Genomic DNA, 26,555 nt, shown 5'->3' on the forward strand with positions numbered 1-26,555 from the left:
TCCGGGGTACCGGACAGCGTTTAGGCTGATTTCCGCCCGCCCGCGGACCTGTCCTGCCGGAGCGGGGACGCAGTCGTCTGAGGGGGATCAGCCGTGGACAAGAGGCGCGTGTCGTTCGCGTTGTACCGGGTGCTCGCGTACGTGACCGGAGTCTTCCTGCTGGGCCTGACCTTCGTGGCCATGCCCGCCAAGTACCTGGTGGGAGAGACCGCCCGGTTCTCCCTGGTGGGCGCGCCGCAGGGCCTGGAGCACTGGTTCGGTCCCGAGTCGCCGCTCATGCTCTACATCGCGATGCCGCACGGCTACATCTACATGGCCTACGTCTTCGTGGTCCTGTGGGTCGCCCTGGACCGCCGCTGGAGCGCCTCCCGCACGCTGGGCGTGGCGCTCGCGGGCACCATCCCCGTGCTCGGCTTCGTGGTCGAGCACCGGATCGTTCGCTCGGAGCAGGCCAAGGACCGCGAAGCCGGACGGGCTCAGGAGCCCGCTACCGCGGGCTGATCCTCCCGGGAGCCCCCCTCGCGCAGCTCCCGGCGCATCAGCAGGACCCAGAAGACCACGGCGGAGACGCCGAACATCGCCCACTGCACGGTGTAGCTGAGGCTGCGCCAGTTGACGGTGAACCCGGTGGGCGGCTCGGGCGGCGGCGCCGGGACGAGCGAGGCTGTGGCCGGGTCCGTCTCGGGCAGGGTGACGTAGCCCTCGTAGAGCGGGTGGTCCCACTCGTTGACGAGCACGGACGTGGCGATGCGCTCGACCTGGCCCTCGGAGACGTCCACCGGCACGACCCCCTCCGAGCCCGCAGGAGGCAGCAGCCAGCCGGTGACCGTGACCTCGCCCCCCGGTACGGGCGGGATGTCCTGGCCCGCCTCGGCCCAGCCCCGGTTGACGGTGACGGCGGCGCCGTCGTCGTCGGTGACCAGGGGGACGATGACGTCGTAACCGCGCACGCCGTCCACGACGCGCGGCACCAGCAGCTGGGCGTCGGCGTCGTAGCTGCCGCTGGCCTCCACCGCGCTGTTGGCGAAGGAGTCCGGGTGCATGTACTGGCCCGGTTCGAGCAGGTCCGAGACGGGCACGGCGCCGGCCAGGTCCGCGACCGGGTTGGTGATGACCTCGCGGTCGGGCTCGAAGGCGCGGACGAACTGCCAGGCGGTACCGGCGACGCAGACGACGCCGACCAGCACGGCGAGCAGGTGGATGCCGAGCCACCGTGGGCTGAGGAGCGGTGATCTCACCAGACCAGGCTAAGCGCGGTCCCCGAGCGCCCCGTCATGACCCCGGTTTGACGCTGCGCACACACGCTTGGCCCGCAGTCTGCCGAGGAATGACGATCACTTTAAGTAGTTCATCGTGACTCAGGGTTGTTATTCGAGGGTGTGGTGGGTAGTGTCTCCATCAACGCGGAACGACCGGGTCGTTTCCGCGGCAGGCCTTCAAGGCTGCGACTCCAGGGGGGAGGAGTCGCCGGCCGCTTCCCAGCGCGAGGGTCGCTTCCGTACTTTGAGGGGGGATGCGGAAGCGACCCTCGCCACCTCGTAACCGGGGGCGTTCCCACAGGTCAGTGGGGGCGCCCCCGTCGTTTCCGGTGTCCGGTCGGTCTTTCGGAACGCGGATCTCAGCGGGGGCGTGCGCGGAAGTCGCTCCAGAGGTCTACGGCCTGTTCGAGGTCCAGAGCCGCCACCTTCTCGGGAGCTATGCCGACGCTGTGGACGAGGCGTTCGGCCAGCCATTTCGGAACGGGTTCCCTCGGGGGAACCGGTTCGTGGGCCACACCGCTCGCCGGTTTGCCGAGGCGCTCGATGACGGCCGCGAGTCGCCGGGCTACGGGGGTCGCGTTCGACGCCTCCCGAACCCGTAAGGAGGCTTCGGCGTAGACCTGGGCGTCCGCACGTTCGCCCACGGCCCAGACCTCGCAGATCTCCACGTCTTTCCCGTCGGTCACGCGGTACACGACACGCCAGGTGTTGCGTCCCACGACCAGCTTGCGAAACCCCGTGAGTTCACCGCCCAGGGGGTACCCGGCTTCCGGGTTCTCCTCCAGGGGGAGAACCTTCTTCAGGACCTTGGGCACCGCGTCCGGACCGAGTCGCCGCAGATCGTCGATGGCGGCGTCGGTGAAGGAGATCTCGGTCATCAGTCCTCGGGAAGTTCTTCGAGCGAGGCACGGCTGTGCCCGAAAGCGTTCAGGACGTCGTCCAGGGAGGTCCGCCGCCCGCTGTCGGTGAGATCCCGTGCCATGACCAGAGCGAGGTCTCTGAGGTCTGCTTCGGCCTGCTCCAGTTCTGTGAGCCGGGAGAACGCGACCACGGCCGCGACCGGCTCACGCCTCCGGGTCACGATGACCTCGGCCCCCTGTTCCGCGTCGTGGACGATGCCGGCGACGCCGCGTCTCGCCGCGTCGGTGACGCTGATCTCCTGGGTGTGCTCGAGAATCGCCATTCCTCAACTGTACAGAAAAATATACAGAAGGGCGGCGGCGGGGAACCGAGCTCTCTGCTCCGTGAGTGTTCCCCGCCGCCGGTACCGCCCGGGAACCGGGTCGGGTGAGCGGCCTCGTCAGCCCATGCTCTTCTGGCCGTCCAGGGCCTCGCGCAGGATGTCGGCGTGCCCGCAGTGCTGCGCGGTCTCGCGGATGATGTGCAGCAGCACGTCGCGGGCGGACCAGGAGGCGCCCTCGGGGAACCACGGCGCGTCCGGGAGCCGGTGGCTGACCTCCAGGTCCGGCAGGCCGTTGACGAACGCCTCGGTCTCCCGCGCGGCCAGCGCGTAGTCGGCCAGGACGCCGTCGAGGGTCTCGCCCTCCAGCAACCGGAAGCTGTCGGTGTGCTCCTCCCAGGTGGCCGGGTCCTCGTAGTCCGTCTTCTGCTGGACCTCCCCGTCGCGGACGAACCCGATCCAGTTGCGCTCGGCCCGGGTCACGTGCTTGACCAGTCCGCCGAGGGTCAGTTCGCTCACCGTGGTGCGCCGCGCGGCCTGTTCGTCGTCCAGGCCCCGGACCGTGAGGCGCAGGAAGTCGCGCTGGTCCCCCAGGAACCGCAGGAGGCTCGCGCGCTCCACGTCCACCGTGCTCGTCGCCGTCGTGACCACCATGACCACCGCTTTCCCGCCCTGTCCGACTCGGTACACGAGGACTCTAGGAAGCATGGAGGTCAGTTACGGTCCTCCACTGGACGGAAAACGGGAGAAAGGGTGCGGCCCCGAACGGGACTCTGCCGATAGCCTGGCGTTCTGGCGACTCGGAGGTTCCATGACCTTGCTTCCGCTCCAGTACCGGCTCGACGGTCCCCGGCACGCGCCCGTCGTACTGCTCGTGCCGCCCTTCGGCACCACGATGTCGGTCTGGGAACCGCAGCTGCCCGAACTCACCCGCGACCACAGGGTCCTGCGGGTCGACCACCGGGGACACGGCTCCTCTCCGGCCCCGGAGGGCCCCTACACCGTCGAGGAACTCGCCCTGGACCTGCTCGGCGTCCTGGAGGCCCAGGGACTGACCCGGGTCCACGCGGTGGGCGCGGGGCTCGGCGGGGCGCTGCTGGTGTGGATCGCGGCCAACTCGCCGCGCACCCTGGAACGCCTCGTGCTGCTGGCCGCGGCGCCCCGCACCCCGCGGACGCACCGGTGGGACCTCCTGGCCTCCCGGGTGCGCTCGTCGGGCCTGGAGTCGGTGACCGCGGACGTGGTGCGGCCCTGGTTCACCCCGGACATGGGCGAGGAGCGGCCGCGGGTCGTGGCCCGGCTGACCGAGGAGTTCGGCGGGCTCGACCCGGAGGGCTTCGCCTCGGTGTGCGACGCCGTGGCCGGGATGGACCAGCGCCACCTGGTGGCCTCCGTGCGGGTGCCGACCCTGGTGGTGTCGGCCGCCCACGACCCGATGCTGCCGCCCGGCCACGGCCGCAGGCTGGCGGACGGGGTCCCCGACGCCCGGTTCGAGGTCGTCTCCGGCGCCGCGCACCTGCTCGGGGTCGAGCGCGCGGAACGGGTGAACGAGTTGATGGTGGAGCACCTGTCCGGCTGAGGGGAGCCCGTCCGGTGATGCGGGATCAGACCTCCGCCACGGGGATCAGCGGGCTGTTGATCTCCAGCAGGTAGCCGTCGGGGTCGCGGAAGTGCGCCGCGCGGATGCCCCAGGCGGTCCAGTCACGCGGCTCCATCACCTGCCGGGCGCCGTCCGAGACCAGTCTGGCGGCCGTGGCGTCGACGTCGTCCACCTCGAAGATCACCGCGAACCGGTCCTGGTTCGGCAGCGCCGGGTCGGCGGTGTCGGTCTCCAGGGCCTCCGCCATCACCTCGCGCTGGTTGATCGCCAGCCGGGTCCCCGACTCGACGTCGAACTCCGCGTAGCGGCTGCCCTCGTCCCCGCGCAGCACGGGGAGCTTGAGCACCTCGGAGTAGAAGCGGAAGCAGGCCTCGTAGTCGTTGACGAGGAGCCTGATGTAGCTGCAGCGCATGGGGTCTCCTGCCGTTCGGCGTCGTTGTCAGCACCATTGTCCCGTTCCGGGAGCCGCGTGGGGGGTTGTCCACACCCGTTTTTCCTCTTCCCCGGCACCGTGTTCGAAACGCGTTCTCCGCGTCGCGGCTCGGCTTCCCGCTCGGGTGCGTTCCATCGCGTTCCGTGGTCCGCCTTCGACCCCGTCCTGTATCCCCTGTTGTTCAGGATGTAGTACATGTACTATCAATAGCAGTAGGAGGATGACGGAACGGAGGGTTGGTGTGATGAGTGCGGATGCCCGGTCGGGCGCCGAGACGGCCCGGGAGAGGGCGGTGCGGAGTGTCCGCTGAGAGCGGCGGGGCGACCGGCCGCCGCCCCAGGGCCGCGGCCGGAGGCGGCGAGGCCGTCTACAACCGGATCGCGATGTTGCGGGCGGAGCGCGGCGTCTCCCGCCGCCAACTGGCCGAGGCGCTGGGCGTGCACTACCAGACGGTCGGCTACCTGGAGCGGGGCGAGTACAGCCCCAGCCTCCACCTCGCGCTGCGCGTCGCGCGCTACTTCGAGGTTCCGGTGGAGGTCGTCTTCTCCACCGAGCCCTTCCCCCGTATCGGTCAGTGACCCGAAGGAGACCCCCGTGTTCGTCAGCAAGCCCGGTTCGCGCCAGCAGGAGCGGCTGCGTGCCTACATCGAGAACCCGCGCCGTCGCCGTTTCTGGGCCGCGCGGTCCCGCCGCCGCCTGACGGTGGTCGCGTTCGCGCTCGTCACCGTGCTGGCCGCGGCGTCCTACGCCGTCGGCCTCATGGCTGAGGCGTCCGACTCCTATGTGTCGTTGACGCTCTACGGCCTGCTGCTGGGGGGTTCGGCCCTGCTCGCCACGCACGTCAACGTCGCCGTGCGCTGGGTGGGCGGTTACGAGGGGCTGGACGAGTTCCAGCGCGCCGAGATGGACCACGCCGCCCGTGTGGGACACAACGTGACCATGGTCCTCCTCTGTGTCCTGCTCGTGGTGGGCGCCATCTTCGGCAGTTGGGTCAGCAACCTGGAGTTGAGCGCGCGGCTCCTCATGGCCGTCCTCGTGCCGCTGGTGGTTCTCACGACCATGTGCCACGCGGCCTTCCCTGCCTGCTACCTGGCCTGGATCCGCCCCGACGAGGTGCTCGACGACGAGGACGACGAGGACGCGTGACGACTCAGGGGACGCCCACGGACTTACTTCGTTTCCCATGTGCTCGGGGGCGGAGCCTGGTAACCAGGGTCTGTGGCAGGCATGCGTACGATCACCGAGACCGAGGCCGTGAACAGGTTCTGGGAGCTCCTCAATGCCGTTGAGAGCGGTGAACGGTTCACCGTCACCCGACGAGGGCTTCCCGTAGCGGAGATCGGGCCCGTTCGTCACCGGACGGACGACGATCCGATGACGCGTCCTGAGAGCGTGAAACCGCCCGACGGCGGGGAGGTCCGACGGCCGGGGTCTCAGAGGATGTCCGGGCCCGCCCAGCCGTAGGTGTCGCGCTCGCGGACCCGGGCCAGCTCGTCCTCGGACAGCACACGGGGCTCGCCGAGCTGGCGGGCCCTCAGGTAAGCGCCGCTGAGCCAGTCGAGCAGCCGCAAGTTCTCCAGCGCGTGCCCCAGGTCGCGGCCCAGGGCGAGGCCGCCGTGGTCGGCGAGCAGCGCGGCGTCGCGGCCCTTGAGCGCCTTGACGGCGTGGTCGGCGATCTCTCCGGTGCCGTAGGTGGCGTACGGGGTGACAGCGACCGCCCCGCCCAGACCGGCGGCGCGGTGGTGGATGGCGGGCAGCTCGACCAGGACCGAGGACACCGCGACGGTGTCGGTCGTGAACGCGTTGACCACGGCGGTGACGTCGCGGTCGTGCTCGGCGGACAGGCGGTGCACGGCCATGTGCAGGGTGGCCTCGGCGGCGGGGTCGCGCCTTCCCTCCAGCACACGGTCGTCGAGCGACATCACCGGGCAGTCGGCGGGCTGGATCTGGTCGAGGCGGACGCCGTGGGGCGTGACGACCACCAGATCGCCGCTGCGGACGCTGACGGTCCCCGACTCGCCGGGCGCGGTGCCCGGGTCCGCGGCCAGGGCGCGGGCGGTCAGACACACGTCGCGGCGTTCCTGTTCGAGCAGCATGCCTTCCTCAAGGGGTGCGCGGTGGGCGCGGTCCGTGCCGCGGGGGCTCGGGAGTCCGGACGAACCCGCTTAGGTATGCCTCAACTAAGGGCACACCTCAATGTACGTCAAACTCTCGTCCCCGTCTTCCCCAGGTGCGGGTGTTCCGCCGCTCCCCCGACCGCCGCCCCGAGTAGTTGTTGGCCCGGGTGTGGCGCGGGCCGGACCACGGGCGTCCCCGCCGGGTCGGATCGTCCGCGCGGATCAGTCCGGTCTCCGGGGCGGACGTGGTGGAAGAGTCGGATGAGACGAGGCTGTTTGTGACTAACGATCCGGGGCAAACCGGACCCGTGAACGAGCTCTACGTAACCCTTCCGTCCGTGCCGTACCTGGCGGAACCGGGGTCGGCGACGGCCACCAGCCTCTACATCGACGGCCGGTGGCGGGCGGCCGGCAACGGCCGGGTGCGGGAGATCCTGAACCCCGCCGACGCCTCCGTCCTGACCATCGTCAGCGAGGGCGGAAGGGCAGACTCAGAGGAGGCCATCGCCGCGGCCCGCCGCGCCTTCGACGGCGGGGAGTGGCCCCGCACCCCCGCAGGGGAGCGCGGACGCGTCCTCGACCGCATCGCGGACCTGCTCCAGCGCGACCGCGAGGAGATCGCGGTCATGGAGTCCCTCGACACCGGCAAGACCATCGAGGAGGGCGGGATCGACGTCGACGACGTCACCGGCGTCTTCCGCTACTACGCCGGTCTCGCCGACAAGGACGCGGGCCGCCTGGTCTCCGCGCCCGAGGGCGTGCACAGCAAGGTGGTCTACGAGCCCGTCGGCGTCTGCGGCATGATCACGCCCTGGAACTACCCGCTGCTCCAGCTCGCCTGGAAGATGGCCCCGGCCCTGGCCGCGGGCAACACCATGGTGGTCAAGCCCAGCGAGATCACACCGGTCACCACCGCCAAGCTGGTCGAGCTCACCACCGAGGCGGGCGTCCCGGCGGGCGTGGTCAACCTGGTCACGGGCAGCGGGCCCGACGCGGGCGCCCCGCTGTCCGAGCACCCCGACGTGGACCTGGTCTCCTTCACCGGCGGTCTGGCCACCGGCAGGCGGATCATGGCGGCGGCCTCCGAGACGGTCAAGAAGATCGCCCTGGAACTCGGCGGCAAGAACCCCAACATCATCTTCCCGGACGTGGACCTGGACACCGCCGTGGACTACGCGCTCAGCGCCGCGTTCTTCCACTCCGGGCAGGTCTGCTCGGCCGGGGCCCGCCTCATCGTGCACAACGACGTCCACGACGCCTTCACCACCGAACTCGCCCGCCGCGCCGAGGCCATCCGCATCGGCCGCGGCCAGGGCGAGGGCGTGCGCTGCGGCCCGCTGGTGTCGGCCGAGCACCGTGCCAAGGTGGAGGCCGCGGTCGCGCGCGGAGTCGAGGAGGGCGCCCGGATCATCGCCGGGGGCAGGCGGCCCGACGACCCGGACCTCGCGCAGGGCTACTTCTACCGGCCCACCGTGTTCGTGGACTGCGACCGCGCCATGGACATCGTCCAGACCGAGGTGTTCGGCCCGGTCGTGACCGTGGAGCGCTTCGAGACCGAGCAGCAGGCCGTCGAGCTGGGCAACGACACCGACTACGGCCTCTCCGGCGGCGTGTGGACCGACGACACCGCCCGCGGGGAGCGCGTCGCCGCGGCCCTGCGCCACGGCACCGTCTGGATCAACGACTACGGCCCCTACTTCCCCGGCGCCGAGTGGGGCGGCTACGGCCGCAGCGGGATCGGCCGCGAACTCGGGCTCGCGGGCCTGGACGAGTACCGCGAGGCCAAGCACGTCTACCGCAACCTGTCCCCCGAACCGCAGCGCTGGTTCGGCTGACGGTGACGAGCGACGAGAGGAACCGGACCGTGGACCCGACCGAGAGCACCTATGACTACGTGATCGTGGGAGGCGGCACCGCGGGATCGGTGATCGCCAACCGGCTCACCGAGGACCCCGGCACCACCGTGTGCCTGGTCGAGGGCGGTCCCGACGACCGCGGCCTGGAGCACGTCCTGCGCCTGCGTGACTGGCTGAGCGTCCTGGACGGGGAACTCGACTACGGCTACACCACCGTCGAGCAGCCGCGCGGCAACTCCCACATCCTGCACTCGCGGGCCCGCGTGCTCGGCGGGTGCTCCTCGCACAACACGCTCATCAGCTTCCGGCCGTTCGCCGAGGACCTCGACGACTGGGTCGCGGCGGGCGCCGAGGGCTGGGACAACGCCACCGTGCAGTCCTACGCGGACCGGATCAAGTGCAACATCGTCCCGGTCGCCGAGAAGGACCGCAACACCATGGTCAAGGACTGGGTGGCCTCGGCGGCCGAGGCGGCCGGCGTCCCGGTGGTGGAGGACTTCAACGCCCTGACCTCGCACGGAGGCGGGTTCGCGTGCGGGGCGGGTTTCCTGTCCATCGCCTACGACCCCTACACCGGCCACCGCTCCTCGGCCTCCGTTGCCTACCTCCACCCGATCATGGACGTGCGCGACAACCTCACCGTCATGCTGGAGACCTGGGTGGACCGGCTGCTGTTCGACGGCGACCGCGCCACGGGGGTCAGCGCCACGGCCGCGGACGGCACGCGCACCACCGTCAGCGCCCGCCGCGAGGTGATCCTGTGCGCGGGAGCGGTCGACTCGCCCCGGCTGCTCATGCTCTCGGGGGTCGGCAACGCCGGGGAACTGCGCGAGGTGGGCGTCGAACCCCGCCACGACCTGCCCGGCGTCGGCGAGAACCTGCTCGACCACCCCGAGTCGATCATCATGTGGGAGACCAGCAGGCCGGTCCCGACGAACACGGTGATGCACTCCGACGCGGGCCTGTTCGTGCGGCGCGACGACTCCGATCCGCGCCCGGACCTGATGTTCCACATCTACCAGGTCCCCTTCGACGACAACACGAAGCGGCTGGGCTACGAGTCCCCGCCAGACGGATACGCGGTCTGCATGACGCCGAACATCCCCCGCGCGCGCTCGCGCGGCAAACTCCGCCTCACCACCGCCGACCCCCGTGAGAAGCCCGCGTTGGACTTCCGGTACTTCACCGACCCCGAGGGCTACGACGAGAGGACGATCGTGGACGGCCTCAGGATCGCCCGCGAGGTCGCCGCCACCGAGCCGTTCCGGTCCTGGATCACCCGGGAGGTCGCCCCCGGTCCCGGCGTCCGGAGCGACGAGGAGCTGTCCGAGTACGGCCGCCGCGCCGCCCACACCGTCTACCACCCGGCGGGCACCTGCCGGATGGGCGCCGCCGACGACGACGGCGCCGTGGTCGACCCGCGCCTGCGCGTGCGCGGGCTGCGCGGCCTGCGGGTGGCCGACGCGTCGGTGTTCCCCACGCTGCCGACGCCCAACCCCATGGTCATGGTCCTGGCCCTGGGCGAGCGCGCCGCCGACCTCATCCGCCAGGACGCCCTGGCCGGGGAGGACTGAGCCGACCGGGACGGCCGGGACGGGGGACTCCTGCCCCGGCCGCTTCCTCGGGATCCCGAAGGATGCCGAAAAAGTAGCACCGGCGGTGCTACTCGCCGCCTATCATGGGGACATGTCCGCTGAGAAGCTCTCCGTGTCCCTTGACTCCGAGACCGTCGCCCGCGCCCGGCGCGCGGCCGACCGGGACGGCGTTCCGCTGTCCAGATGGCTGGACAGAGCCGCGAGACGGACGGCGGACCTGGAGGAGGCCCGGATCGCCCTCGAAGAGCACTTCGCCGTGTTCGGTGAGCCCACAGCCGAGGCGGAGGCACAGGCGCGGTCGGTGATCGAGGCGACGGGCATCGGCCGTCCGGTCCCGGCGGACGACGACCGTGCCAACCAGGCGGCACTCGCCTACCTTGACCGTTACGGCGAAGTGGGTGACGAATGAGGGTGTTGCGTCCACGGGGACTCGTCCTCGACGCGGGTGCTCTGCGTGAGGCAGAGGCGAACCCCAGGGGAATGGTGTGGTCACTGTGCCGTGAGGAGAATCGGGCCGGGCGCCAGCCCCTGGTGCCCGCGACGGTGCTGGCCCAGATCTGGCGGGGCGGCGCGCGCCAGGCCGGGCTCGCCCACGTGGTGAAGGGCTGCGAGATGGTCGGGGTCGATGATGCGATGGCCCGCCGGATCGGCAAGCTCCTGGGCATCTCCGGCACGAGCGACATCGTGGACGCCATGGTGGTCCTGGTCGCCATGGAGACGGGGGCGACGGTCCTCACCTCCGACCCGGTGGACATCGGCAAGATCGCCGAGGCCGTGAAGGCACGGATCCCCCTGGTTACCGTCTGAGCAGCCGGTGAGCCGCTGTGCACCGGGGGCGGGGGCCGCGTCCCCGCTCCCGGCGGTGTTCGCGGGAACCGGTACCGCCTGACCCCCGCGGCCTGGCCGTCAGGAAGAGGGGTGCTCGTGCCTGCGGCGCCTGGACACCCAGTACACGTTCACGCAGGCGGCGACGAAGCCCGCGCCGAGCAGGACGACCAGCCAGACCTGGTCGGTCCACACGTACGCGGCGATCGCGCCGACCAGCAGTACCAGGGCGCCGAACACGGCCAGCACCGCACGGAAACCCAGGGCGCTCGCCGGACGCTCGTGGCTGCCCAGGGGGCCCTTCAACCTGCCGCGTCGCATGATTTCCGCTCCCTTCCGTCGCTGTACGCTCCCGACCTCCGGGCGCCCCGCGCGTGCCGCGGGGGACCCGGTCCACCTGTTCCTTCCTGGTCCCCTACCCAGCCAGTGGCAACCACGCGGAAAACCTCCTCCGGGCACCGGTAGACCCCTCTACGCTGACGGGTATGGACAGTCGAACCCGTGATCAGCGGATCACCGCAGGCGGCCCCGAGGAGTTCGACGCCGGAGTCGCACGCCTACGTGACCAGGCACGAGCCTGGCGGCTGGTGGAGATGCGTCGGCACCGTGGACTGACCCAGACACAGGTGGCGCAGCGGATGGGGGTGTCGGTGGCGAGGGTCTCGCAGATCGAGTCCGGCGACCTCTCCACGAGGGACGCCCCGGACCGCTACGTCTCCGCGCTGGGCGGGACCCTGGTGATCGTCGCCGGCTTCGGTGACGAGCAGATGAGGGTCGGCTGAGACGACGCGGCGGGGGCGCCCTGGAGGACGCCCCCGCCGCGAACGGTCAGTGTCACACGCCGTCCATCAGGGCGGGCAGGGCCGCCTCGTAGGAGGCGCGCAGGTCGGTCAGCGCGATCTCCACGGCGCCGCCGGGGTGGGTGACCGACAGGGCCTCGCCGCCCACGACGCCGATCTGCTCCACCGGCACGCCGTGCTCGTTGGCCAGGGCCACGAACGCCTCCTCCTCGCCGGGCCGCACCGCGACGACCGCGCGGGCGCCGGACTCGCTGAACAGGGCGGTGAACACCTCCCCGTCCACGGTCACCCGCACGCCCCGGCCGCCGCGCATCGCCGACTCGGCAAGCGCGACCGCCAGGCCGCCGTCGGACAGGTCGTGCGCGGCCTCGGCCAGGCCCCGCTCGGCGGAGGCGGCCAGCACCTCGCCCAGGGCGGCCTCGGCGGCCAGGTCCACCCGCGGCGGCAGCCCGCCCAGGTGGGCGTGGACCGTGTCGGCCCAGGCCGAGCCGCCGAACTCCGGCCGGGTCTCGCCCAGCAGGAACACCCGGGCGCCGTCGGTCCCGAACGCCGTCCGCAGCCGGGTGCGCACGTCGTCGATCACGCCGAGCACGCCGATCACCGGGGTCGGGTTGATCGCCACGTCACCGGTCTGGTTGTAGAAGCTCACGTTTCCGCCGGTCACCGGGGTGCCCAGCTGCTGGCAGGCGTCGGCCAGACCGCGGGCGGACTCGGCGAACTGCCACATCACCCCGGGGTCCTCGGGCGAGCCGAAGTTGAGGCAGTTGGTCACCGCCAGCGGGCGCGCGCCCGTCGCGGCGACGTTGCGGTAGGCCTCGGCGTAGGCGAGCTGCGTGCCCGCGTACGGGTCCAGCCGGGTGAAGCGGCCGTTGCCGTCCGTGGACAGGGCCACGCCGCGGTGGGAGTCGTCGGAGACGCGGATCATCCCGGCGTCGTGCGGGGTGGAGACCACCGTGTCGCCGCGCACGTAGCTGTCGTACTGCTGGGTGACCCACGTCGGGTCGCCCACGCCCGGGGCGCCCAGCACGCGCAGCACCTGCTCGCGCAGCTCGGCGTCGCCGGAGGGCCGGGTCAGCTTCCCGGCGTCGTCGGCCTGGAGCGCGTCCTGCGAGGCCGGGCGAGCGTACGGGCGCTGGTAGACGGGGCCCTCGTCGGAGGCGGTCCGCGGCGGCATGTCCACCACGGTCTCGCCGTGCCAGGTCATCACCAGGCGGCCGCCGCGCTCGGCCTCCTCGGGGGTCACGTCGGTGACCTCGCCGATCTCGGTGGCCAGGATCTGCCACTTGTCGCAGATGGCCAGGAACTCGTCCAGCTTCGCGGGCTCCACGATCGCCATCATGCGCTCCTGCGACTCGCTCATGAGGATCTCCTCGGGAGTGAGCCGGTGGTCGCGCAGCGGAACCCGGTCCAGCTGGACGCGCATACCGCCGGTGCCGCCCGCCGCGAGCTCGGTGGTGGCGCAGGACACGCCCGCCGCCCCCAGGTCCTGGATGCCGACGACCAGGTCCTTCTCGAACAGCTCCAGGCTGCACTCGATGAGCAGCTTCTCCATGAACGGGTCGCCGACCTGCACGCTGGGCCGCTTGGCGTGCGACTCGTCGTCGAAGGTGGCGCTGGCCAGCACCGAGGCGCCGCCGATCCCGTCGGGTCCGGTGGTGGAGCCGAACAGCACCACCTTGTTGCCCGGGCCGGGCGCCTGCGCCAGCTTGATGTCCTCGTGCCGCATCACGCCGATGCACAGCGCGTTGACCAGCGGGTTGCCGATGTACCCGGCGCCGAAGCCGATCTCACCGCCGATGTTGGGCAGCCCCAGGCAGTTGCCGTAGAAGGAGATGCCCGACACCACGCCGGGCAGTACCCGCTTGGTGTCGTCGGCGTCGGCCGGGCCGAACCGCAGCGCGTCCATCACCGCGACGGGGCGGGCGCCCATGGTGAGGATGTCGCGCACGATGCCGCCCACGCCGGTGGCCGCGCCCTGGTGCGGCTCCACGTAGGAGGGGTGGTTGTGCGACTCGATCTTGAACGTGACCGCGCGGCCGTCGCCGACGTCCACCACGCCCGCGTTCTCGCCCATACCGACGAGCAGGGCGTCGTTCTCGGGCGCCTTCTCCCCGAACTGGCGCAGGTGCACCTTGGACGACTTGTAGGAGCAGTGCTCGCTCCACATGACCGAGTAGATGGCCAGCTCGGCGGAGGTGGGACGGCGGCCCAGGATCTCGCGTACCCGCTCGTACTCGTCCTTGGCCATGCCCAGTTCGGCGTACGGCTGGGGTGTGTCGGGGTTGTCGTGCGCCACGGCGACGGTGTCGAGACCAGGTGCTTCAGACATGCGTGGTTCCGTTCGGGGTGTGCGGGTGGAAGCCGGGCCGTGGCGTCCGACCAACGGCGCGGAAGGTCGGGTCAGGGCGTTTGGGGCCCGCTCGCGTCGCCGAGCATCAGCGTCGCCGGGGACTCGGACTCGTCGTGGGCGGAGGTGTCGGCCAGCATGTGTTCGCCGTCGCTGAGGAAGACCTGCTCCGCGGGCGCTCCCTGGGGCTCCTGCTCCTCCCAGCCCCGGCCGAGGAGGTGGGAGACCACCGTGTCGACGGTCTCGCGCGAGTCCTCGGTCAGCTCACCGTCCTCGGTCATGACCATGACCAGCCGGACGCACTCGGTGCCCTCGCAGTAGACGTCGGCCTCCGGGTCGGAGACGTACCTCAGACCGGAGGGCGCCTGGCCGAGCACGTCCACGTCCGGCGGCGTGTTCTGGGACGGGGCGCCGCCCCGGCCCCCGTCCTGCTGGCCCTGGGGAGGGGGCGGCGAGGCGACGGGCACCGAGCCGATGGCGTTGAACAGGCCGATGCCCGCGGACACCACCAGTCCGACCACGACCAGCCCCACGAGGACGAACATCGTCCTTCTGGAGCGCAGCAGCCCCATCATCGGCCAACCCTCCAGTTCGGGATGCGGCTCAGGCGTTCACCGGCGAACCGGCGGCCAGGTGGGCGAGGATCGAGGAGAAGAAGCCCAGGCCCTCGTCGGAGGGGCCGGTGAGCGGTTCGACGGCGTGCTCGGGGTGCGGCATGAGGCCGACGACGTTCCCGTGCTCGTTGGTGATCCCGGCGATGTCGCGGCGGGAGCCGTTGGGGTTGCCGCCGACGTAGCGGACCACGACGCGGCCGGTGGCCTCCAGCTCGTCCAGGGTGTGCTCGTCGGCAACGTAGCTGCCCTCACCGCTCTTGAGTACCACCAGGACCTCCTGGCCCTCGGTGTAGGCGCCGGTCCACGCGGTGCCGGTGTTCTCCACGCGCAGCACCTGGTCGCGGTTGACGAACCGCAGGGAGGAGTTGCGGGTCAGGGCTCCGGGCAGCAGGTGGCTCTCGCACAGGATCTGGAAGCCGTTGCAGATGCCCAGGACCGGCAGCGCGCCCGAACGGGCGGCCGGGACCAGCTCCGACATCAGGGGGGCGAACCGGGCGATGGCCCCGCAGCGCAGGTAGTCGCCGTAGGAGAAGCCGCCGGGCAGGACCACGGCGTCGACGCCCCTGAGGTCGGCGTCCGCGTGCCAGAGCGGGACGGGTTCGGCGCCCGCCAGCGCGACGGCGCGCGCGGCGTCCTTGTCGTCGAGGGAGCCGGGGAAGGTGACGACGCCCACACGGGCTGTCATGAGCACACTCCGAGAGATCGGGTCGAGTCCGTCCCCGCGTGCACGGGGAGAGTGCGGCGAGGGAGACGCCGCTGCCTGGCCCCGTCCCTGGGGACGGTGCGTCCGCACTCCGCAGCGTACCCGCTCACCTGTGGTCGGGTACGACGGCGGAGCCCTTCGGGGCCCTTTCCCTTGGAGAATGCTCTGAACTCCCGCGGTCACCCGCCGCGTTCCGGTGTGGCATTCCACAGGCGGAACCGGCGCTGCAGGCAGCGCCTTGTGTGATGCGTCACTGGGTGGCCCCCGCTCGCGGCGGGGCGGTGGACGCGCGCGCCGTCGGCGCGGTCCCGATCCCGGCCGCGGGCCGCCGCGTCCCGGGGCCGGGGGACACGCGGCTCGGCCTGCTCACATCAGGGCGTAGCGCTGGGCCGGCACCTGCTCGGCGGCGCTGTCCGCCGGCGGTCCGTCACAAGCCGTGAGCCGCTTGCGCAGCAGGACCGTCGTCCTTGGTTCCCCCTCGAAGGCGACCTCGTCCATGAGGTAGCGCATCAACAGAATGCCCCTGCCTGATTCCGCTTCCAGACCGGGGAGGGGCGTGTGGTCGGTGGTGAACCGCTCCGCGAGCGCCACGGGATCGGGCGCTCTCCCGGTATGGGATATCCGCAGTTCGCACCATCGCCCGCCCATCTCCGCCTCGACCCTGTAGTCACGGGCCGGTTCGCCGTGGTCGATCGCGTTGGCACAGGCCTCGGAGACGGCCAGGAGGATGTCGTCGACGCAGTCCCGGCACACTCCCGCGCGAACGAGGAGGGTGCCCAGGACATCGCGTGCGACGGCGACCGTGTACGCCTGCCTGGGGAGGGAGATCGAGAAATCGGCGTCCATTCGTACACCTCTCGTGCTCCGTTGTCGTGTTCATCCCGGCATGTTAAGAACCTTCCCCGAGGGCGGACGGAGTAAAACGAACGGCCGCGTCCCCGGCGGGGACACGGCCGTTCTCTCCGGCGCTTCGGGCACGTCGGACACCGTGCGGGCGGATTCCCGCGGATTTCTCCGCGGGTTTCCGGCGGCGGCGGATTCCGGGAGGGGCGCGGCGCGAGGAGTGCTCCGGATCACACGCTCGGAGGTCAGTCCTCCACGCGCACGCTGTACTCCTCGATGACGGTGTTGGCGAGGAGGGTCTCGGCCAGGCGGCGGACGTCGGCGAGCTTGGCCTCGTCCACCGCGCCCTCCACCTCGACCTCGAAGCGCTTGCCCTGGCGGACCTGCTCGATCCCCTCGAAGCCCAGCCGGGAGCAGGCCCCGGCGATGGCCTGGCCCTGGGGGTCCAGGATCTCGGGCTTGAGCATGACGTCAACAACGACGCGGGCCACAGGGTCCTCCACAAGGAAAAGGGGTGTGCCGCACGTGCCTGCGGCGGGCGGGCCGCCTCCCCGGACCGGCGGGGAGGGGAACGTCGCAAGCGTACGGCACGCGCAAACGGGTAGGCATCCTGACCAGGAGGCGCGCCGGGCCTTTACCTCACGTTGGACAGTGCCGGTGACTGTTTCGGGGATCCCGTGACTCGTATCACGCGGATTGATGTCATCATTGGAGGCCTTCGGCGGCGTCTTACAGAGTGGAAGTGACCGTCCGGTCGTCCTGAGGGGGAATCTTGACGACTATCGAAATGGACCAGGCCTCCACGACCGGTGAGACCCGCGACGGGGAGCAGACGCTGGACTTCGCCACCGCGGTGACACCGTTCGCCGACCAGCTCTACCCCACGGCCCTGCGGATGACCCGCAACCCCGCCGACGCGGAGGACCTCGTGCAGGAGACCTTCGCCAAGGCCTTCGCGAATTTCCACCAGTTCCGCGCGGGTACGAACCTGCGAGCCTGGCTTTACCGGATCCTGACCAACACCTTCATCAACAGCTACCGCAAGAAGCAGCGCGAACCGCGCCAGGAGACCACCGACGAGATCAAGGACTGGCAGCTCGCCGCCGCCGAGGCGCACACGTCCTCCGGCATGAGGTCGGCCGAGAACGAGGTCCTGGACCACCTGCCCGACTCCGACATCAAGCAGGCGCTCGCCCGTCTGCCCGAGGAGTTCCAGGAGGTCATCTACCTCGTCGACATCGAGGGCTACGCCTACAAGGAGGTGGCCGAGCGGATGGGGACGCCCCTGGGGACGGTGATGTCCCGGCTGCACCGCGCCCGCCGCCAGCTCCGCGAGATGCTCGCCGACTACGCCCGCGACCGCGGCATGAGGGTCCCCGCCTCCAGGGCGCACGCCGCCGCCGAGTAACCGGCCGCGAAGGGCTCGCCCCCCGAACCCGGAGAACGGGCGCGCCCCGGGTCCGACGCTCCCGCCCGTTACTCGAACCAGGCCCGTGGACAGGGCCCGCCTCCCCCCTGACCGATCACGCGTTCTGTTCCGCCGGGGTCGGGGCCGACTCCACGGGGGTCGCCTCCGGTCCCGTCCTTCGCGTGCGCAGCCACACCACGGCCGTGACCGCGACGAGGAGGACGCAGGGCACGAGCATGACGGGCGACCCGGCGCCCATCGACCGGTCCATCCCCTCCATGACGTCGGTGTGGGTGATGGTGGTGATGAGGAAGGCGAGCGTGTTGTTGACCGCGTGGATGACCACGGCGATCTCCAGACCGCCCGTGCGCCACGTGATGAGGGCGAGGGTGACGCCCATCGTGAAGTAGTACAGGTTGAGCCACGGGTCGAAGGCCAGGTGCGCCACCATGAACAGCAGACTCGACACGACCACGCCGAGAACGAGGCCGGTGCGCGCGCTCCGGCCCCAGCTCGCGGCGACACGGAAGACGAGCCCGCGGAAACCGTACTCCTCACCGGCCGACTGCAACGGCGCCAGCAGCAGGGTGACGGCGAACATGGCGATGAGGTCGGCGAACAGCCAGGAGGTCTCGGGATAGGGCGTGAAGGCCGAGAACACGGCCAGGTAGACCGTCCAGACGGGCAGGATCACCAGGAGGGTCCGCCCGAACACGTCGGCCCGGAAGAGCGACCGCACCGAGTGCAGCGAGGCGCCCCTCACACCGTAGAGCCACCGCTGGATGAGCATGCTCCACGGCAGCAGCAGGGCGAGCCCGAGCAGTGCGGAGGCCTGGGTGGCGGGGGTGAACTCGTCCCCGCCCAGCATCACGCTGGAGCGGCCGAGCGCCAGGTCGACGAACGCGCCGAGGAGCCCGAAGGCGAAGGAGAAGAGCAGCATCCCGCCGCCGAAGAGGACGAGGGCGGCGATGCCGCGCCAGACGCGGCGCTTCTCATGGGCGAGGACGCGGTGGTAGGGCACACCCGGCGGGACCGCACGGGGGCCGCGCCGCCGCTTGGTCCCAGGTGACGGGTACTCGGGGCCCGTACCCGGGGCCGTGGGAGCCGTGAGGGTCGGCTGGGGGGAGGGGTGTTCGTCGTCGCGGTCCATGTCCCGAACCTAGTTCCGGCGGACGGCGCACAGTAGTACCGCCGATCATCCGGTTCCTCCGCGTTTCACAGCGATCGTCGCATGACGGATGTCATCCGGGCGTGCCCGGAGGGGCCGCGGACCGACGGCTCCCCGCCGGTGCCGGAGAGCCGGGCGCGCGGCCCCTCCGGGGCCGGGGCGGCCGGTCTCCGGCGTGTCGCGACCACGTCCTCGAAAAGTCGTTGGAAACCCTTGTAAGTGCTAGGAAGCCCTGGTAATCGCCCTGGTCGTCGATCGGGGATCATGGGGCCCGCAGCTGAAAAGGTGACGCTGAGGGCTTGCGCTCTCCATGGTGAGGTCTGTCACGATATGGAGAGGGCTGTCCAACTCCCGCCCACCACCCCGGGTGGGACGAGGACCGTGATTCGGCCGATCAGCGTTCACCCACGCGAATTCGGCCCCGAGAACCCGAGGGAGCAACGTGTCGGACACGACCGTGCACGAGGAACCGGAGCTGATCCAGCTCCTGACACCGGAAGGGGAGTTGACGGGGCACCCCGACTACCCCCTGGACATCAGCGCCGAGGAGATCCGCGCCCTGTACCGCGACCTGGTCCTGGTGCGCAGGTTCGACAGCGAGGCGGTCTCCCTCCAGCGCCAGGGCGAGCTGGGCCTGTGGGCCTCGCTGCTGGGCCAGGAGGCCGCGCAGATCGGCTCCGCGCGCGCACTGGGTGCGAAGGACATGGCGTTCCCCTCCTACCGCGAGCACGGCGTCGCGTGGTGCCGGGGCATCGAGCCCCGCGAGCTGCTCGGCATGTTCCGCGGTGTCACCAACGGGGGCTGGGACCCCCACGAGCACGGCTTCCACCTGTACACGATCGTCATCGGCAGCCAGGCCCTGCACGCCACCGGCTACGCCATGGGCGTCCAGCGCGACGGCGCCGTCGGCGAGGACGGCACCGCCGTCATCTCCTACTTCGGCGACGGGGCCACCAGCCAGGGCGACACCAACGAGGCGTTCAACTTCGCCTCGGTCAACAACGCCCCGGTGGTCTTCTTCTGCCAGAACAACCAGTGGGCGATCTCCGAGCCGCTGGAGCGCCAGGCCCGCGTGCCCATCTACCGGCGCGCCGCCGGGTTCGGCTTCCCCGGCCTGCGCGTGGACGGCAACGACGTCCTGGCCTGCCTGGCCGTGACCCGCGCCGCGCTGTCCAACGCCCGCGAGGGCAACGGCCCCACGCTCGTGGAGGCGTTCACCTACCGGATGGGCGCCCACACCACCAACGACGACCCCACCCGCTACCGCGCGTCGGCCGAGCTCGACGAGTGGAAGGCCAAGGACCCGATCCTGCGGGTCCGCCGCCACCTGGAGCGGGGCGGCCACGCCGACGAGGAGTTCTTCGCGTCCGTGGACGCCGAGGCGGACCGGCTGGGCGAGCAGGTGCGCACCGAGTGCCGCTCCCTGCCCGACCCCGAGCCCCTCGACATCTTCCACGAGGTCTACGCCGAGCCCAACGTCCACATCGACCAGCAGCGGTCCGAATTCGCCGACTACCTGGCCTCCTTCGAGGGCGCGGGCGCGGAAGGGGGCCGCTAGGCCATGGGAACCAACCTCACCATCGGCAAGGCCATCAACGCCGGCCTGCGCGCCGCCATGGAGCACGACCCCAAGGTCCTGGTCATGGGCGAGGACGTCGGCAGGCTCGGCGGCGTCTTCCGGGTCACCGACGGCCTGCACAAGGACTTCGGCGCCGACCGGGTCATCGACACCCCCCTCGCCGAGTCCGGCATCGTCGGCACCGCGATCGGCATGGCCATGCGCGGCTACCGCCCCGTGGTGGAGATCCAGTTCGACGGCTTCTTCTTCCCGGCCGCGAACCAGACCTTCACCCAGCTGGCCAAGATGCGGCGCCGCTCGGCGGGCACGCTCAGCATGCCCGTGGTCATGCGCATCCCCTACGGCGGCGGCATCGGCGCGGTCGAGCACCACAGCGAGTCCCCGGAGGCCTACTTCACCCACACCGCCGGGCTGCGCGTGGTGTCGGTGGCCAACCCCGAGGACGCCTACTGGATGATCCAGCAGGCGGTGCGCTCCGACGACCCGGTGATCTTCCTGGAGCCCAAGCGGCGCTACTACGAGAAGGCCGAGGTCGACACCGGGGCGTCCATCGCCGAGGCCGCCCCGATGGGCGCCGCGCGCGTGGTCCGTCCCGGCACGGACGTGACCCTCCTGGCGTACGGGCCCATGGTCAAGACGGCGCTCCAGGCCGCCGAGGCCGACACCGACCACTCCGTCGAGGTCGTCGACCTGCGTTCGCTGTCCCCCGTGGACTACCCGACCCTGTTCGCCTCGGTGAAGAGGACGGGGCGCCTGGTCGTCGCCCACGAGGCCCCCCTCTCCGGCGGCCCCGGCGCGGAGATCGCCGCCCGGGTCACCGAGGAGTGCTTCTACCACCTGGAGTCGCCGGTCATCCGCGTGGCCGCGTTCGACACCCCCTACCCGCAGTCCCGGCTGGAGGAGCACTACCTGCCGGACCTGGACCGGGTCCTGGACGGGGTCGACCGGGCGTTCGCGTACTAGGGATCGGGGAAACCGAAGGACATGGCGATTTCCAAGAACGCACCCGCCGTCGGCGGAGTGCAGTCGTTCAAGCTGCCCGACGTCGGGGAGGGCCTGGTCGAGGCCGAACTCCTCACCTGGTACGTCAAGCCGGGTGACGAGATCACGGTCAACCAGATGATCTGCGAGATCGAGACCGCCAAGGCGGTCGTCGAACTCCCCAGCCCGTTCGCGGGGACGGTGCGCGAGCTGCTGGCCGAGGAGGGCCAGACCGTGGAGGTCGGCGCGGTGATCATCACCGTGGACGACGGCTCCGGCGGTTCCGCCCCGGGGACCGCCCCATCGGCGGACTCCGAGGAGCGGGAGAAGCCGCTGGTCGGCTACGGCGAGAAGGCGGCCTCCACCCAGCGCCGCCCGCGCCGCCGCCCGGGCCCCTCGGCACCGGCGTCGCCGCCCGTGCCGCGCGTCAGCGGGCCCGCGCCCGCCGACACGCCCGCGCTGCGGGAGACGCAGGCGGCCCCTGCCACTGCCCCCGCCCCGGCGCCGGGCCGCCCGCTCGCCAAGCCGCCGGTGCGCAAGCTGGCCAAGGACCTCGGCGTGGACCTGGCGTCGGTCACCCCCACGGGCGAGAACGGCGTCGTCACCCGCGAGGACGTGCGGGCCGCGGTCGGCCGGGCTCCGGTGGGCCCGGAGGCCGCGGAGACGGCGGAGACCGTGGAGACGGCACCCGCGGCGGCCGTGGACCGCACCGCGCGCGAGCGGCGCGTGCCCGTCAAGGGGGTACGCAAGCACACGGCCGCGGCGATGGTCGACAGCGCGTTCACCGCTCCGCACGTCACCGAGTTCCTCCAGGTGGACGTCACCAGGACGATGAAGGCGGTCGCGCGCCTGCGCGAGCGGCCCGACTTCGCCGACGTGCGGGTGTCCCCGCTGCTGCTGGTCGCCAAAGCGCTGCTCATGGCGGTCCGGCGGCACCCGGAGGTCAACGCCTCCTGGGACGGGGAGAACCAGGAGATCGTGGTCAAGAACTACGTGAACCTGGGGATCGCGGCGGCCACCGAGCGCGGCCTGGTGGTGCCCAACATCAAGGACGCCGACGCCATGACCCTGCCGGAGCTGGCGGCGGAGCTGAAGCGGCTGACCGACACCGCCCGGGCGGGCAAGACCAGCCCGGCGGACATGTCCGGCGGAACCATCACCATCACCAACGTCGGCGTGTTCGGCGTGGACGCGGGCACCCCGATCCTCAACCCGGGTGAGGCGGCCATCCTCGCCTTCGGGCAGATCCGGGACATGCCCTGGGTGCACAAGGGCAAGCTCAAGGTCCGCAAGGTGACGACCCTGTCGCTGTCCTTCGACCACCGCCTGGTCGACGGGGAGCTGGGCTCCAAGGTGCTGCGCGACATCGGCACGGCGCTGGAGGACCCGGAGCTGACCGCCCTGGCCTGGGGGTAGGGGCTTTCGGGACAGCGGGAAGGGGGCCGGTGCGAGATCGTCGCACCGGTCTCCTTCCGTGAGGGGAGCCCGTCCCCGGAGGGCCCGGGAGGGTTACGGGGTGCCGTCCCCGCAGTCGACGTAGTCGGCGATGCTGGCCGTGTACTCCTCGTGGGAGTCGAGGGTCTCCCAGTGCTCGTCCATGTAGGCGTCGACGAACTCGTCGCCTTCCACGGCCTCCCCGCACCAGGTGACCTCGTTGAAACCGGTGGCGTTGGCCAAGGCAGAATCGAGTTCACCGAGGTGGAGGGCTTCGTCGGTGCGCCACGCGTCCTTGTCGAGTTCGACGACGTAGCCGTCTTCGGTCTCCTGGAGGATGCGTGTGTCGAACAGTACTTCCTGACTGCCGGTGCTGTTGTCGAGGACTTCCTCCTGGTCGTTCTCGATGAGCATGCGGTCGAGAGTACGCACCATGACCTCGCGCTCGACCCAGAACTGGGAGACGTAGCCCGGAGGCGGCCCTCTCCTTTCGGGTTCGGGCTCGGATGTGGAGCACGCGGCCAGAGCTGCGCACATGGCCAGGGTGGCTGCCAGGAAGGCGGGCGTACGGCCCTCGTGACGAGTCAACGGTTTCTCCGGATCGGATCGGGTTGGGTACGGATCGGTGTGGTGGTCCGCTGGTTCGTCATCCCTCAGGTTCCTCGTCCGGTTTGTCGAAACCTGAGACCTCACCGTTGAAGTAGTCCCTTGTCTCGCCATAGGCACCCGTGTACACGTCGACGAATTGACCGGCCCATGTTGCGCTGGTGCCGTCGTGCCTGACGGGCTCCCCGTGTTTGTCGATGTACTCGCCGTAGATATGCGTCGTGTCCATGATTCCGGAGAGGGCGTCGTCGACGCCGTCGCGGTCGTTGCTGTTGAGCTCGGACCAGTCGATGTCCGCCGCGACGCTGACCGTCACGTCCTGGCCGAAGACGAAGTCGTTGCTGATGTCGGAGGCGTCGAGCGCCTGGCCGTCGCGCTCGACGGTCACCACGCCGCTGTCGACCAGAGTCCTGAAATCGCCGCGTTGGGTGTCGTCTTGGAACGATTGGGGGGAGTGTTGTGCCAGGTAGTCGAGGGTTTCCATCCGGAAGTTCCGCACGATGCTTTCTTCGCTGGTGTAGACGGGGAACCGGGGAGAGACGTCGTACTCGCCGTCGACGATCGCGTTGACGATGCTGTCCTGGCCGAGTTCCAGCCCCATGGACACGGCCGTGCCGATGACCGGAATCCGCTCGGAGAAACTTCCCGCCTGCCCCACCACGAACTCGGTGATCTGCTTCTGGCGATCGACCTGTTCACCGAGATCGGCGGTGCGGTCCTCCGACTCCAGCCACAGTGCCCGCTCCAGCAGTCCCTGGAGCTGTCCGGCACCGCGTGCGGCGGCCGTCTCGTTCCCGGTCTCCAGGAAGGCGAACGACTCGATCTGCTGGTAGGCGTCCACTGAGTTGACCACGCGTCCGGCGGTCTCGTCGTTGCCCATGAGGAGTTGCATGTACATGGCCCGCTCGTCGGGGCCCATGTCCACGAAGCTCCGATCCGCTTCGAACTCCCCGATGCCCGAGTTCGGCACGTCATCGCTGTCGAGCACGTCGCTGTTGGCGAAGCTGTAGATGTGCGCGTCGAAGACGTCGGCGAGACTGTCGGCCAGCTCCCCGTTGAACTGGGTGAACGAGGCGTCGGAGTACTCGTTGTCCCCCTCGGTGACGTCCACTCCGGTGTTGACGAGGGCCTCATGCATGTCCTTGTCGGTGATGGTCTCCATGAACCCGGCGAAACCGTCCCCGGCCCGCTGGCGCACGTCGGGGTCCTCGCTGTGGATGTCCTCGGCCAGCCAGTCGGTGAGCTGGCGCGCGGTGCGCCCGTCGTCGTGCCACTCGTGGGTGAGCGTGCCCTCCAGCGCCCGCGTGCGCAGGTCCTCGTCGCCGTGGTCGACGCCCTCCTCCCCGTTGAGGTGGTCGCCGGTGAGCATGTAGTAGTTGGCGTCGGTGTTGCGGCTGGCCACGTCGATGATGTGGGAGACCTGCTCGGAGTCGGGCAGCACCCCCTCGGGGTCGGGGTCGTCGCCCCAGGCGTCGAGGAACGCGCCGGTGGTCAGGTGCAGGTTGGTGGACAGTCCGTAGCCGCCCTGGAGGTCCTCGTCCGTGTGCTCCATGAAGGCGGAGAGCGCCTTCATGTCCATCCCCATGCTCACGGGCGTGCCGGGGAGCTTGTTCTCGGCGTCGGGGTTGATCCAGGAGCCCTCGACGGCGTAACGGAAGCTCTCGGGCAGGTTTTCGTACCCTCCGCCGAGCGCGGGGTCCGAGAGCGCGAGCAGCCCGTTGCCGAGGACGCCGAGGGCGTCCTCGCGCTCCTCGTCGCTCATGTCGGACTCGGCCATGAGTTCGGGGTAGACCATGATGCCCGCCCCGGCCCCGTCCCTGCGGTAGGGCTCCTCCAGCTGGGCGTAGAACTCCTCCAGGAACGCGATCTCCTCGGGGCTGAGCGGCGTGCCGTCCTGCTGGTTCTGCCGGGCGCCGGTCCCCACCATCGTGAGCACGAGCATCATCTCGTGGTAGCGGTCGTCCAGCGGCTTGTCACCGGACCAGTAGGCGGCGAGCTCGTCGGCGTACTGCTCGGCGTTCTCGGGAGTGAGCTCGCTGTCGTCGATGAGCGAGGAGTAGCGGGAGGGGTCGAGGTTGAGGAACGCCCAGTTGGCGTTGCCCGCGTCCATGAGCGTGCGGACGTTCTCCGGTGTCGGCCCCTGTTCGAGCATCGTCCGGATCTCCTCGGCGCTGTCCTGGAGGCCCTGCCAGTTGGTCTGCTCGCGGGAGATGAGGCCCTCCTGCACGGTGACGAGTTCGTCGTAGAGGGCCCGGCAGCGCGCTTCGTCCCCCGCGCCCCAGTCCGTCCACAGGAAGCCGTCGGCCTGCGGGTGGGACGCGGTGATGTGGTCGTCCTGGTACTTGGAGGGGACGGCGTTCTCCTTCTCCGTCCTGCTGCCCTCCCAGCTGGTGATCTGCGCTTCGCGCTCGTCGTGGAACGCCTTGACGGCGTCCGCCCACATCTCGGCGACCGAGGCGGCGTAGGTGACGGATACGGCGGCGTCCCGCCAGTTCTGGAGGTCCTCCTCCGACAGGTTGCGGACGTCCCAGGCGATGACGTCGGTGAACTCGCCCGCGGCGGAGTCGAAGCTCCCGTTGAGGTCGTCGGCCCGGCCGAGGACGCGCGCGTTGAGGATCTCCAAGTCCGCCGCGCAGTCGTAGACGGGCTTGGAGTCGTAGTAGAAGTCACGGGGGACGAAGATGACGGAGAAGGTTGCCACGGTCTTCCTCGGAGGGCTGCGGGCGGGGAGAAGGGGGGCGGTGCGGGTCGGCGGGGAAGCCGTCAGCCCTGGAAGTTGATGTCGCGGTGGGACTCCCAGGGGTGGTCGAAGTCCTCCGAGCTGTCCAGGTCGTTCTGCGCGATCTCCGCCGCGCCCGCCTGGACGTTGTCGGCCAGCGTCAGCCCGAGCGCCTGGACGTCGATGAGGGCCTGGGCGGTGTTCTCCTTGAACGTGCTGAACCCGGCCCTGACGTCGTCGTGGCCCGAGGCGCTCTCGGCGTCCTCCATGAGGAGGTCGAACGCGTCGGCGAGCCCGGCCATGGCGGCCGCGAGCGTCTCGGCGTACTCACCGCCCCGCATCCCCTCGATCGGGTTGCCGCCCGCTTCGTTGGTCATGTGGGGGTCTCCTCTCCTCGAACGCGGAACCCGCGGGGAGGAGCACGACGCCCTCCACGCACGGAAGGCCCGCCCGCGGCCGTGGAGGCCACTGGAGCGGGTCCGGATGAC

30 protein-coding genes are annotated in these 26,555 nt (G+C 70.6%); 14 read left to right on the forward strand and 16 right to left on the reverse strand.

From position 1 onward, the window contains the following. The first annotated feature begins 93 nt into the window (after window positions 1-93). Window positions 94-501 carry a DUF3817 domain-containing protein gene (locus tag PV789_RS01470; protein WP_013156385.1) on the forward strand — a complete coding sequence of 136 codons (408 nt, stop codon included), beginning with the start codon at window positions 94-96 and terminating at the stop codon, window positions 499-501. Here PV789_RS01470 and PV789_RS01475 read toward each other — a convergent pair. The 4 genes from PV789_RS01475 to PV789_RS01490 form a co-directional block, all read right to left on the reverse strand. Continuing rightward, window positions 477-1,238, reverse strand: coding sequence for an SURF1 family protein (locus PV789_RS01475; protein WP_274975821.1), 762 nt, complete (start codon window positions 1,236-1,238; stop codon window positions 477-479). The genes PV789_RS01470 and PV789_RS01475 overlap by 25 nt on opposite strands. Before the next feature lie 380 nt (window positions 1,239-1,618). Then, on the reverse strand, window positions 1,619-2,137 hold the full coding sequence (locus tag PV789_RS01480; protein WP_274975822.1) for a type II toxin-antitoxin system RelE family toxin: 519 nt from the start codon (window positions 2,135-2,137) through the stop codon (window positions 1,619-1,621). Beyond that, window positions 2,137-2,442, reverse strand: coding sequence for a prevent-host-death family protein (locus PV789_RS01485; RefSeq protein WP_274975823.1), 306 nt, complete (start codon window positions 2,440-2,442; stop codon window positions 2,137-2,139). Before PV789_RS01485 ends, PV789_RS01480 begins: the two co-directional genes overlap by 1 nt. A 117-nt stretch (window positions 2,443-2,559) precedes the next feature. Then, window positions 2,560-3,093: a DinB family protein gene (locus tag PV789_RS01490; protein ID WP_274978014.1), complete on the reverse strand. Its 534-nt coding sequence runs from the start codon at window positions 3,091-3,093 to the stop codon at window positions 2,560-2,562. 157 nt (window positions 3,094-3,250) lie between these two features. Here PV789_RS01490 and PV789_RS01495 point away from each other — a divergent pair, with 157 nt between their 5' ends. Continuing rightward, window positions 3,251-4,018 carry an alpha/beta fold hydrolase gene (locus PV789_RS01495; RefSeq protein WP_274975824.1) on the forward strand — a complete coding sequence of 256 codons (768 nt, stop codon included), beginning with the start codon at window positions 3,251-3,253 and terminating at the stop codon, window positions 4,016-4,018. 25 nt (window positions 4,019-4,043) lie between these two features. Here PV789_RS01495 and PV789_RS01500 read toward each other — a convergent pair whose 3' ends face one another. Further along, on the reverse strand, window positions 4,044-4,451 hold the full coding sequence (locus PV789_RS01500; RefSeq protein ID WP_248773055.1) for a VOC family protein: 408 nt from the start codon (window positions 4,449-4,451) through the stop codon (window positions 4,044-4,046). A gap of 320 nt (window positions 4,452-4,771) precedes the next feature. Between PV789_RS01500 and PV789_RS01505 the strand changes: the two genes are divergently transcribed. The 3 genes from PV789_RS01505 (at window position 4,772) to PV789_RS01515 (ending at window position 5,936) form a co-directional block, all read left to right on the forward strand. After that, entirely contained in the window at window positions 4,772-5,050 is a 279-nt protein-coding gene (locus tag PV789_RS01505; protein WP_130396056.1) for a helix-turn-helix transcriptional regulator, read from the forward strand. 16 nt (window positions 5,051-5,066) lie between these two features. Beyond that, window positions 5,067-5,618 (forward strand): hypothetical protein, encoded by a 552-nt coding sequence (locus PV789_RS01510; RefSeq protein WP_274975825.1) that lies wholly within the window; start codon window positions 5,067-5,069, stop codon window positions 5,616-5,618. 81 nt (window positions 5,619-5,699) lie between these two features. Next, window positions 5,700-5,936: a type II toxin-antitoxin system Phd/YefM family antitoxin gene (locus tag PV789_RS01515; RefSeq protein WP_274975826.1), complete on the forward strand. Its 237-nt coding sequence runs from the start codon at window positions 5,700-5,702 to the stop codon at window positions 5,934-5,936. Here the strand turns inward: PV789_RS01515 and PV789_RS01520 are convergent. Beyond that, window positions 5,906-6,568, reverse strand: a complete 663-nt coding sequence (locus PV789_RS01520; RefSeq protein WP_274975827.1) for a class II aldolase/adducin family protein — start codon at window positions 6,566-6,568, stop codon at window positions 5,906-5,908. The genes PV789_RS01515 and PV789_RS01520 overlap by 31 nt on opposite strands. Window positions 6,569-6,897: 329 nt before the next feature. On the opposite strand from PV789_RS01520, the gene PV789_RS01525 reads away from it, so the two are divergent. The 4 genes from PV789_RS01525 (at window position 6,898) to PV789_RS01540 (ending at window position 10,847) form a co-directional block, all read left to right on the forward strand. Continuing rightward, window positions 6,898-8,424 carry an aldehyde dehydrogenase family protein gene (locus PV789_RS01525; RefSeq protein WP_274975828.1) on the forward strand — a complete coding sequence of 509 codons (1,527 nt, stop codon included), beginning with the start codon at window positions 6,898-6,900 and terminating at the stop codon, window positions 8,422-8,424. A 29-nt stretch (window positions 8,425-8,453) separates the two neighbouring features. After that, complete coding sequence (locus PV789_RS01530; RefSeq protein WP_274975829.1) at window positions 8,454-10,019, forward strand: GMC family oxidoreductase; 1,566 nt, start codon at window positions 8,454-8,456, stop codon at window positions 10,017-10,019. A gap of 112 nt (window positions 10,020-10,131) precedes the next feature. Then, on the forward strand, window positions 10,132-10,449 hold the full coding sequence (locus PV789_RS01535; protein WP_274975830.1) for a hypothetical protein: 318 nt from the start codon (window positions 10,132-10,134) through the stop codon (window positions 10,447-10,449). Between the two features lie 71 nt (window positions 10,450-10,520). Continuing rightward, window positions 10,521-10,847, forward strand: coding sequence for a PIN domain-containing protein (locus PV789_RS01540; protein ID WP_274975831.1), 327 nt, complete (start codon window positions 10,521-10,523; stop codon window positions 10,845-10,847). 99 nt (window positions 10,848-10,946) lie between these two features. On the opposite strand, the gene PV789_RS01545 is transcribed toward PV789_RS01540, so the two are convergent. Next, the gene (locus PV789_RS01545) at window positions 10,947-11,186 is read right to left on the reverse strand and encodes a hypothetical protein (protein ID WP_274975832.1); all 240 of its coding nucleotides are present in this window, start codon (window positions 11,184-11,186) and stop codon (window positions 10,947-10,949) included. Between the two features lie 164 nt (window positions 11,187-11,350). Between PV789_RS01545 and PV789_RS01550 the strand changes: the two genes are divergently transcribed. Next, window positions 11,351-11,647: a helix-turn-helix domain-containing protein gene (locus PV789_RS01550; protein ID WP_274975833.1), complete on the forward strand. Its 297-nt coding sequence runs from the start codon at window positions 11,351-11,353 to the stop codon at window positions 11,645-11,647. 52 nt (window positions 11,648-11,699) lie between these two features. Here PV789_RS01550 and purL read toward each other — a convergent pair whose 3' ends face one another. The 5 genes from purL to purS all read right to left on the reverse strand — a co-directional run bounded on the left by purL (window position 11,700) and on the right by purS (window position 16,663). Next, window positions 11,700-13,994, reverse strand: coding sequence for a phosphoribosylformylglycinamidine synthase subunit PurL (gene purL / locus PV789_RS01555; protein ID WP_274975834.1), 2,295 nt, complete (start codon window positions 13,992-13,994; stop codon window positions 11,700-11,702). Window positions 13,995-14,065: 71 nt separating this feature from the next. Further along, on the reverse strand, window positions 14,066-14,587 hold the full coding sequence (locus tag PV789_RS01560; RefSeq protein WP_274975835.1) for a hypothetical protein: 522 nt from the start codon (window positions 14,585-14,587) through the stop codon (window positions 14,066-14,068). A 28-nt stretch (window positions 14,588-14,615) separates the two neighbouring features. Further along, complete coding sequence (gene purQ / locus PV789_RS01565; protein ID WP_274975836.1) at window positions 14,616-15,311, reverse strand: phosphoribosylformylglycinamidine synthase subunit PurQ; 696 nt, start codon at window positions 15,309-15,311, stop codon at window positions 14,616-14,618. Between the two features lie 384 nt (window positions 15,312-15,695). After that, on the reverse strand, window positions 15,696-16,175 hold the full coding sequence (locus PV789_RS01570) for an ATP-binding protein (protein WP_274975837.1): 480 nt from the start codon (window positions 16,173-16,175) through the stop codon (window positions 15,696-15,698). Between the two features lie 242 nt (window positions 16,176-16,417). Next, window positions 16,418-16,663: a phosphoribosylformylglycinamidine synthase subunit PurS gene (gene purS, locus PV789_RS01575; protein ID WP_013156400.1), complete on the reverse strand. Its 246-nt coding sequence runs from the start codon at window positions 16,661-16,663 to the stop codon at window positions 16,418-16,420. 281 nt (window positions 16,664-16,944) lie between these two features. Here purS and PV789_RS01580 point away from each other — a divergent pair, with 281 nt between their 5' ends. After that, a complete protein-coding gene (locus PV789_RS01580; RefSeq protein WP_248773069.1) occupies window positions 16,945-17,580 on the forward strand; it encodes a sigma-70 family RNA polymerase sigma factor in 636 nt (211 codons plus the stop codon). A gap of 115 nt (window positions 17,581-17,695) precedes the next feature. Here the strand turns inward: PV789_RS01580 and PV789_RS01585 are convergent, their stop codons facing one another. Further along, window positions 17,696-18,730 carry a CPBP family intramembrane glutamic endopeptidase gene (locus tag PV789_RS01585; protein WP_274975838.1) on the reverse strand — a complete coding sequence of 345 codons (1,035 nt, stop codon included), beginning with the start codon at window positions 18,728-18,730 and terminating at the stop codon, window positions 17,696-17,698. A 460-nt stretch (window positions 18,731-19,190) separates the two neighbouring features. On the opposite strand from PV789_RS01585, the gene pdhA reads away from it, so the two are divergent. From pdhA to PV789_RS01600, 3 genes are read left to right on the forward strand one after another with little or no spacing between them, the layout of a single operon-like run. Further along, complete coding sequence (pdhA, locus tag PV789_RS01590; protein WP_274975839.1) at window positions 19,191-20,306, forward strand: pyruvate dehydrogenase (acetyl-transferring) E1 component subunit alpha; 1,116 nt, start codon at window positions 19,191-19,193, stop codon at window positions 20,304-20,306. Between the two features lie 3 nt (window positions 20,307-20,309). Beyond that, window positions 20,310-21,290: an alpha-ketoacid dehydrogenase subunit beta gene (locus PV789_RS01595; protein WP_019610797.1), complete on the forward strand. Its 981-nt coding sequence runs from the start codon at window positions 20,310-20,312 to the stop codon at window positions 21,288-21,290. Window positions 21,291-21,311: 21 nt separating this feature from the next. Next, window positions 21,312-22,724 carry a dihydrolipoamide acetyltransferase family protein gene (locus tag PV789_RS01600; protein ID WP_274975840.1) on the forward strand — a complete coding sequence of 471 codons (1,413 nt, stop codon included), beginning with the start codon at window positions 21,312-21,314 and terminating at the stop codon, window positions 22,722-22,724. A gap of 93 nt (window positions 22,725-22,817) precedes the next feature. On the opposite strand, the gene PV789_RS01605 is transcribed toward PV789_RS01600, so the two are convergent. The 3 genes from PV789_RS01605 to PV789_RS01615 form a co-directional block, all read right to left on the reverse strand. Beyond that, complete coding sequence (locus PV789_RS01605) at window positions 22,818-23,330, reverse strand: hypothetical protein (RefSeq protein WP_274975841.1); 513 nt, start codon at window positions 23,328-23,330, stop codon at window positions 22,818-22,820. Window positions 23,331-23,388: 58 nt separating this feature from the next. Then, entirely contained in the window at window positions 23,389-26,049 is a 2,661-nt protein-coding gene (locus PV789_RS01610) for a TPR repeat domain-containing protein (RefSeq protein WP_274975842.1), read from the reverse strand. 62 nt (window positions 26,050-26,111) lie between these two features. Next, a complete protein-coding gene (locus PV789_RS01615) occupies window positions 26,112-26,444 on the reverse strand; it encodes a hypothetical protein (RefSeq protein ID WP_274975843.1) in 333 nt (110 codons plus the stop codon). Window positions 26,445-26,555: the final 111 nt, after the last annotated feature.

This window comes from Nocardiopsis camelliae (genome assembly GCF_028993595.1).
Taxonomy (GTDB): Bacteria; Actinomycetota; Actinomycetes; order Streptosporangiales; family Streptosporangiaceae; genus Nocardiopsis; species Nocardiopsis dassonvillei.

Coding starts and splice junctions, on each gene's coding strand:
- PV789_RS01480 (WP_274975822.1), bottom strand. CDS start 2,137: ATGACCGAGATCTCCTTCACCGACGCCGCCATCGACGATCTGCGGCGA.
- PV789_RS01485 (WP_274975823.1), bottom strand. CDS start 2,442: ATGGCGATTCTCGAGCACACCCAGGAGATCAGCGTCACCGACGCGGCG.
- PV789_RS01490 (WP_274978014.1), bottom strand. CDS start 3,093: ATGGTGGTCACGACGGCGACGAGCACGGTGGACGTGGAGCGCGCGAGC.
- PV789_RS01495 (WP_274975824.1), top strand. CDS start 3,251: ATGACCTTGCTTCCGCTCCAGTACCGGCTCGACGGTCCCCGGCACGCG.
- PV789_RS01500 (WP_248773055.1), bottom strand. CDS start 4,451: ATGCGCTGCAGCTACATCAGGCTCCTCGTCAACGACTACGAGGCCTGC.
- PV789_RS01515 (WP_274975826.1), top strand. CDS start 5,700: ATGCGTACGATCACCGAGACCGAGGCCGTGAACAGGTTCTGGGAGCTC.
- PV789_RS01520 (WP_274975827.1), bottom strand. CDS start 6,568: ATGCTGCTCGAACAGGAACGCCGCGACGTGTGTCTGACCGCCCGCGCC.
- PV789_RS01535 (WP_274975830.1), top strand. CDS start 10,132: ATGTCCGCTGAGAAGCTCTCCGTGTCCCTTGACTCCGAGACCGTCGCC.
- PV789_RS01540 (WP_274975831.1), top strand. CDS start 10,521: ATGGTGTGGTCACTGTGCCGTGAGGAGAATCGGGCCGGGCGCCAGCCC.
- PV789_RS01545 (WP_274975832.1), bottom strand. CDS start 11,186: ATGCGACGCGGCAGGTTGAAGGGCCCCCTGGGCAGCCACGAGCGTCCG.
- PV789_RS01550 (WP_274975833.1), top strand. CDS start 11,351: ATGGACAGTCGAACCCGTGATCAGCGGATCACCGCAGGCGGCCCCGAG.
- purL (WP_274975834.1), bottom strand. CDS start 13,994: ATGTCTGAAGCACCTGGTCTCGACACCGTCGCCGTGGCGCACGACAAC.
- PV789_RS01560 (WP_274975835.1), bottom strand. CDS start 14,587: ATGATGGGGCTGCTGCGCTCCAGAAGGACGATGTTCGTCCTCGTGGGG.
- purQ (WP_274975836.1), bottom strand. CDS start 15,311: ATGACAGCCCGTGTGGGCGTCGTCACCTTCCCCGGCTCCCTCGACGAC.
- PV789_RS01570 (WP_274975837.1), bottom strand. CDS start 16,175: ATGGACGCCGATTTCTCGATCTCCCTCCCCAGGCAGGCGTACACGGTC.
- PV789_RS01585 (WP_274975838.1), bottom strand. CDS start 18,730: ATGGACCGCGACGACGAACACCCCTCCCCCCAGCCGACCCTCACGGCT.
- PV789_RS01595 (WP_019610797.1), top strand. CDS start 20,310: ATGGGAACCAACCTCACCATCGGCAAGGCCATCAACGCCGGCCTGCGC.
- PV789_RS01600 (WP_274975840.1), top strand. CDS start 21,312: ATGGCGATTTCCAAGAACGCACCCGCCGTCGGCGGAGTGCAGTCGTTC.
- PV789_RS01615 (WP_274975843.1), bottom strand. CDS start 26,444: ATGACCAACGAAGCGGGCGGCAACCCGATCGAGGGGATGCGGGGCGGT.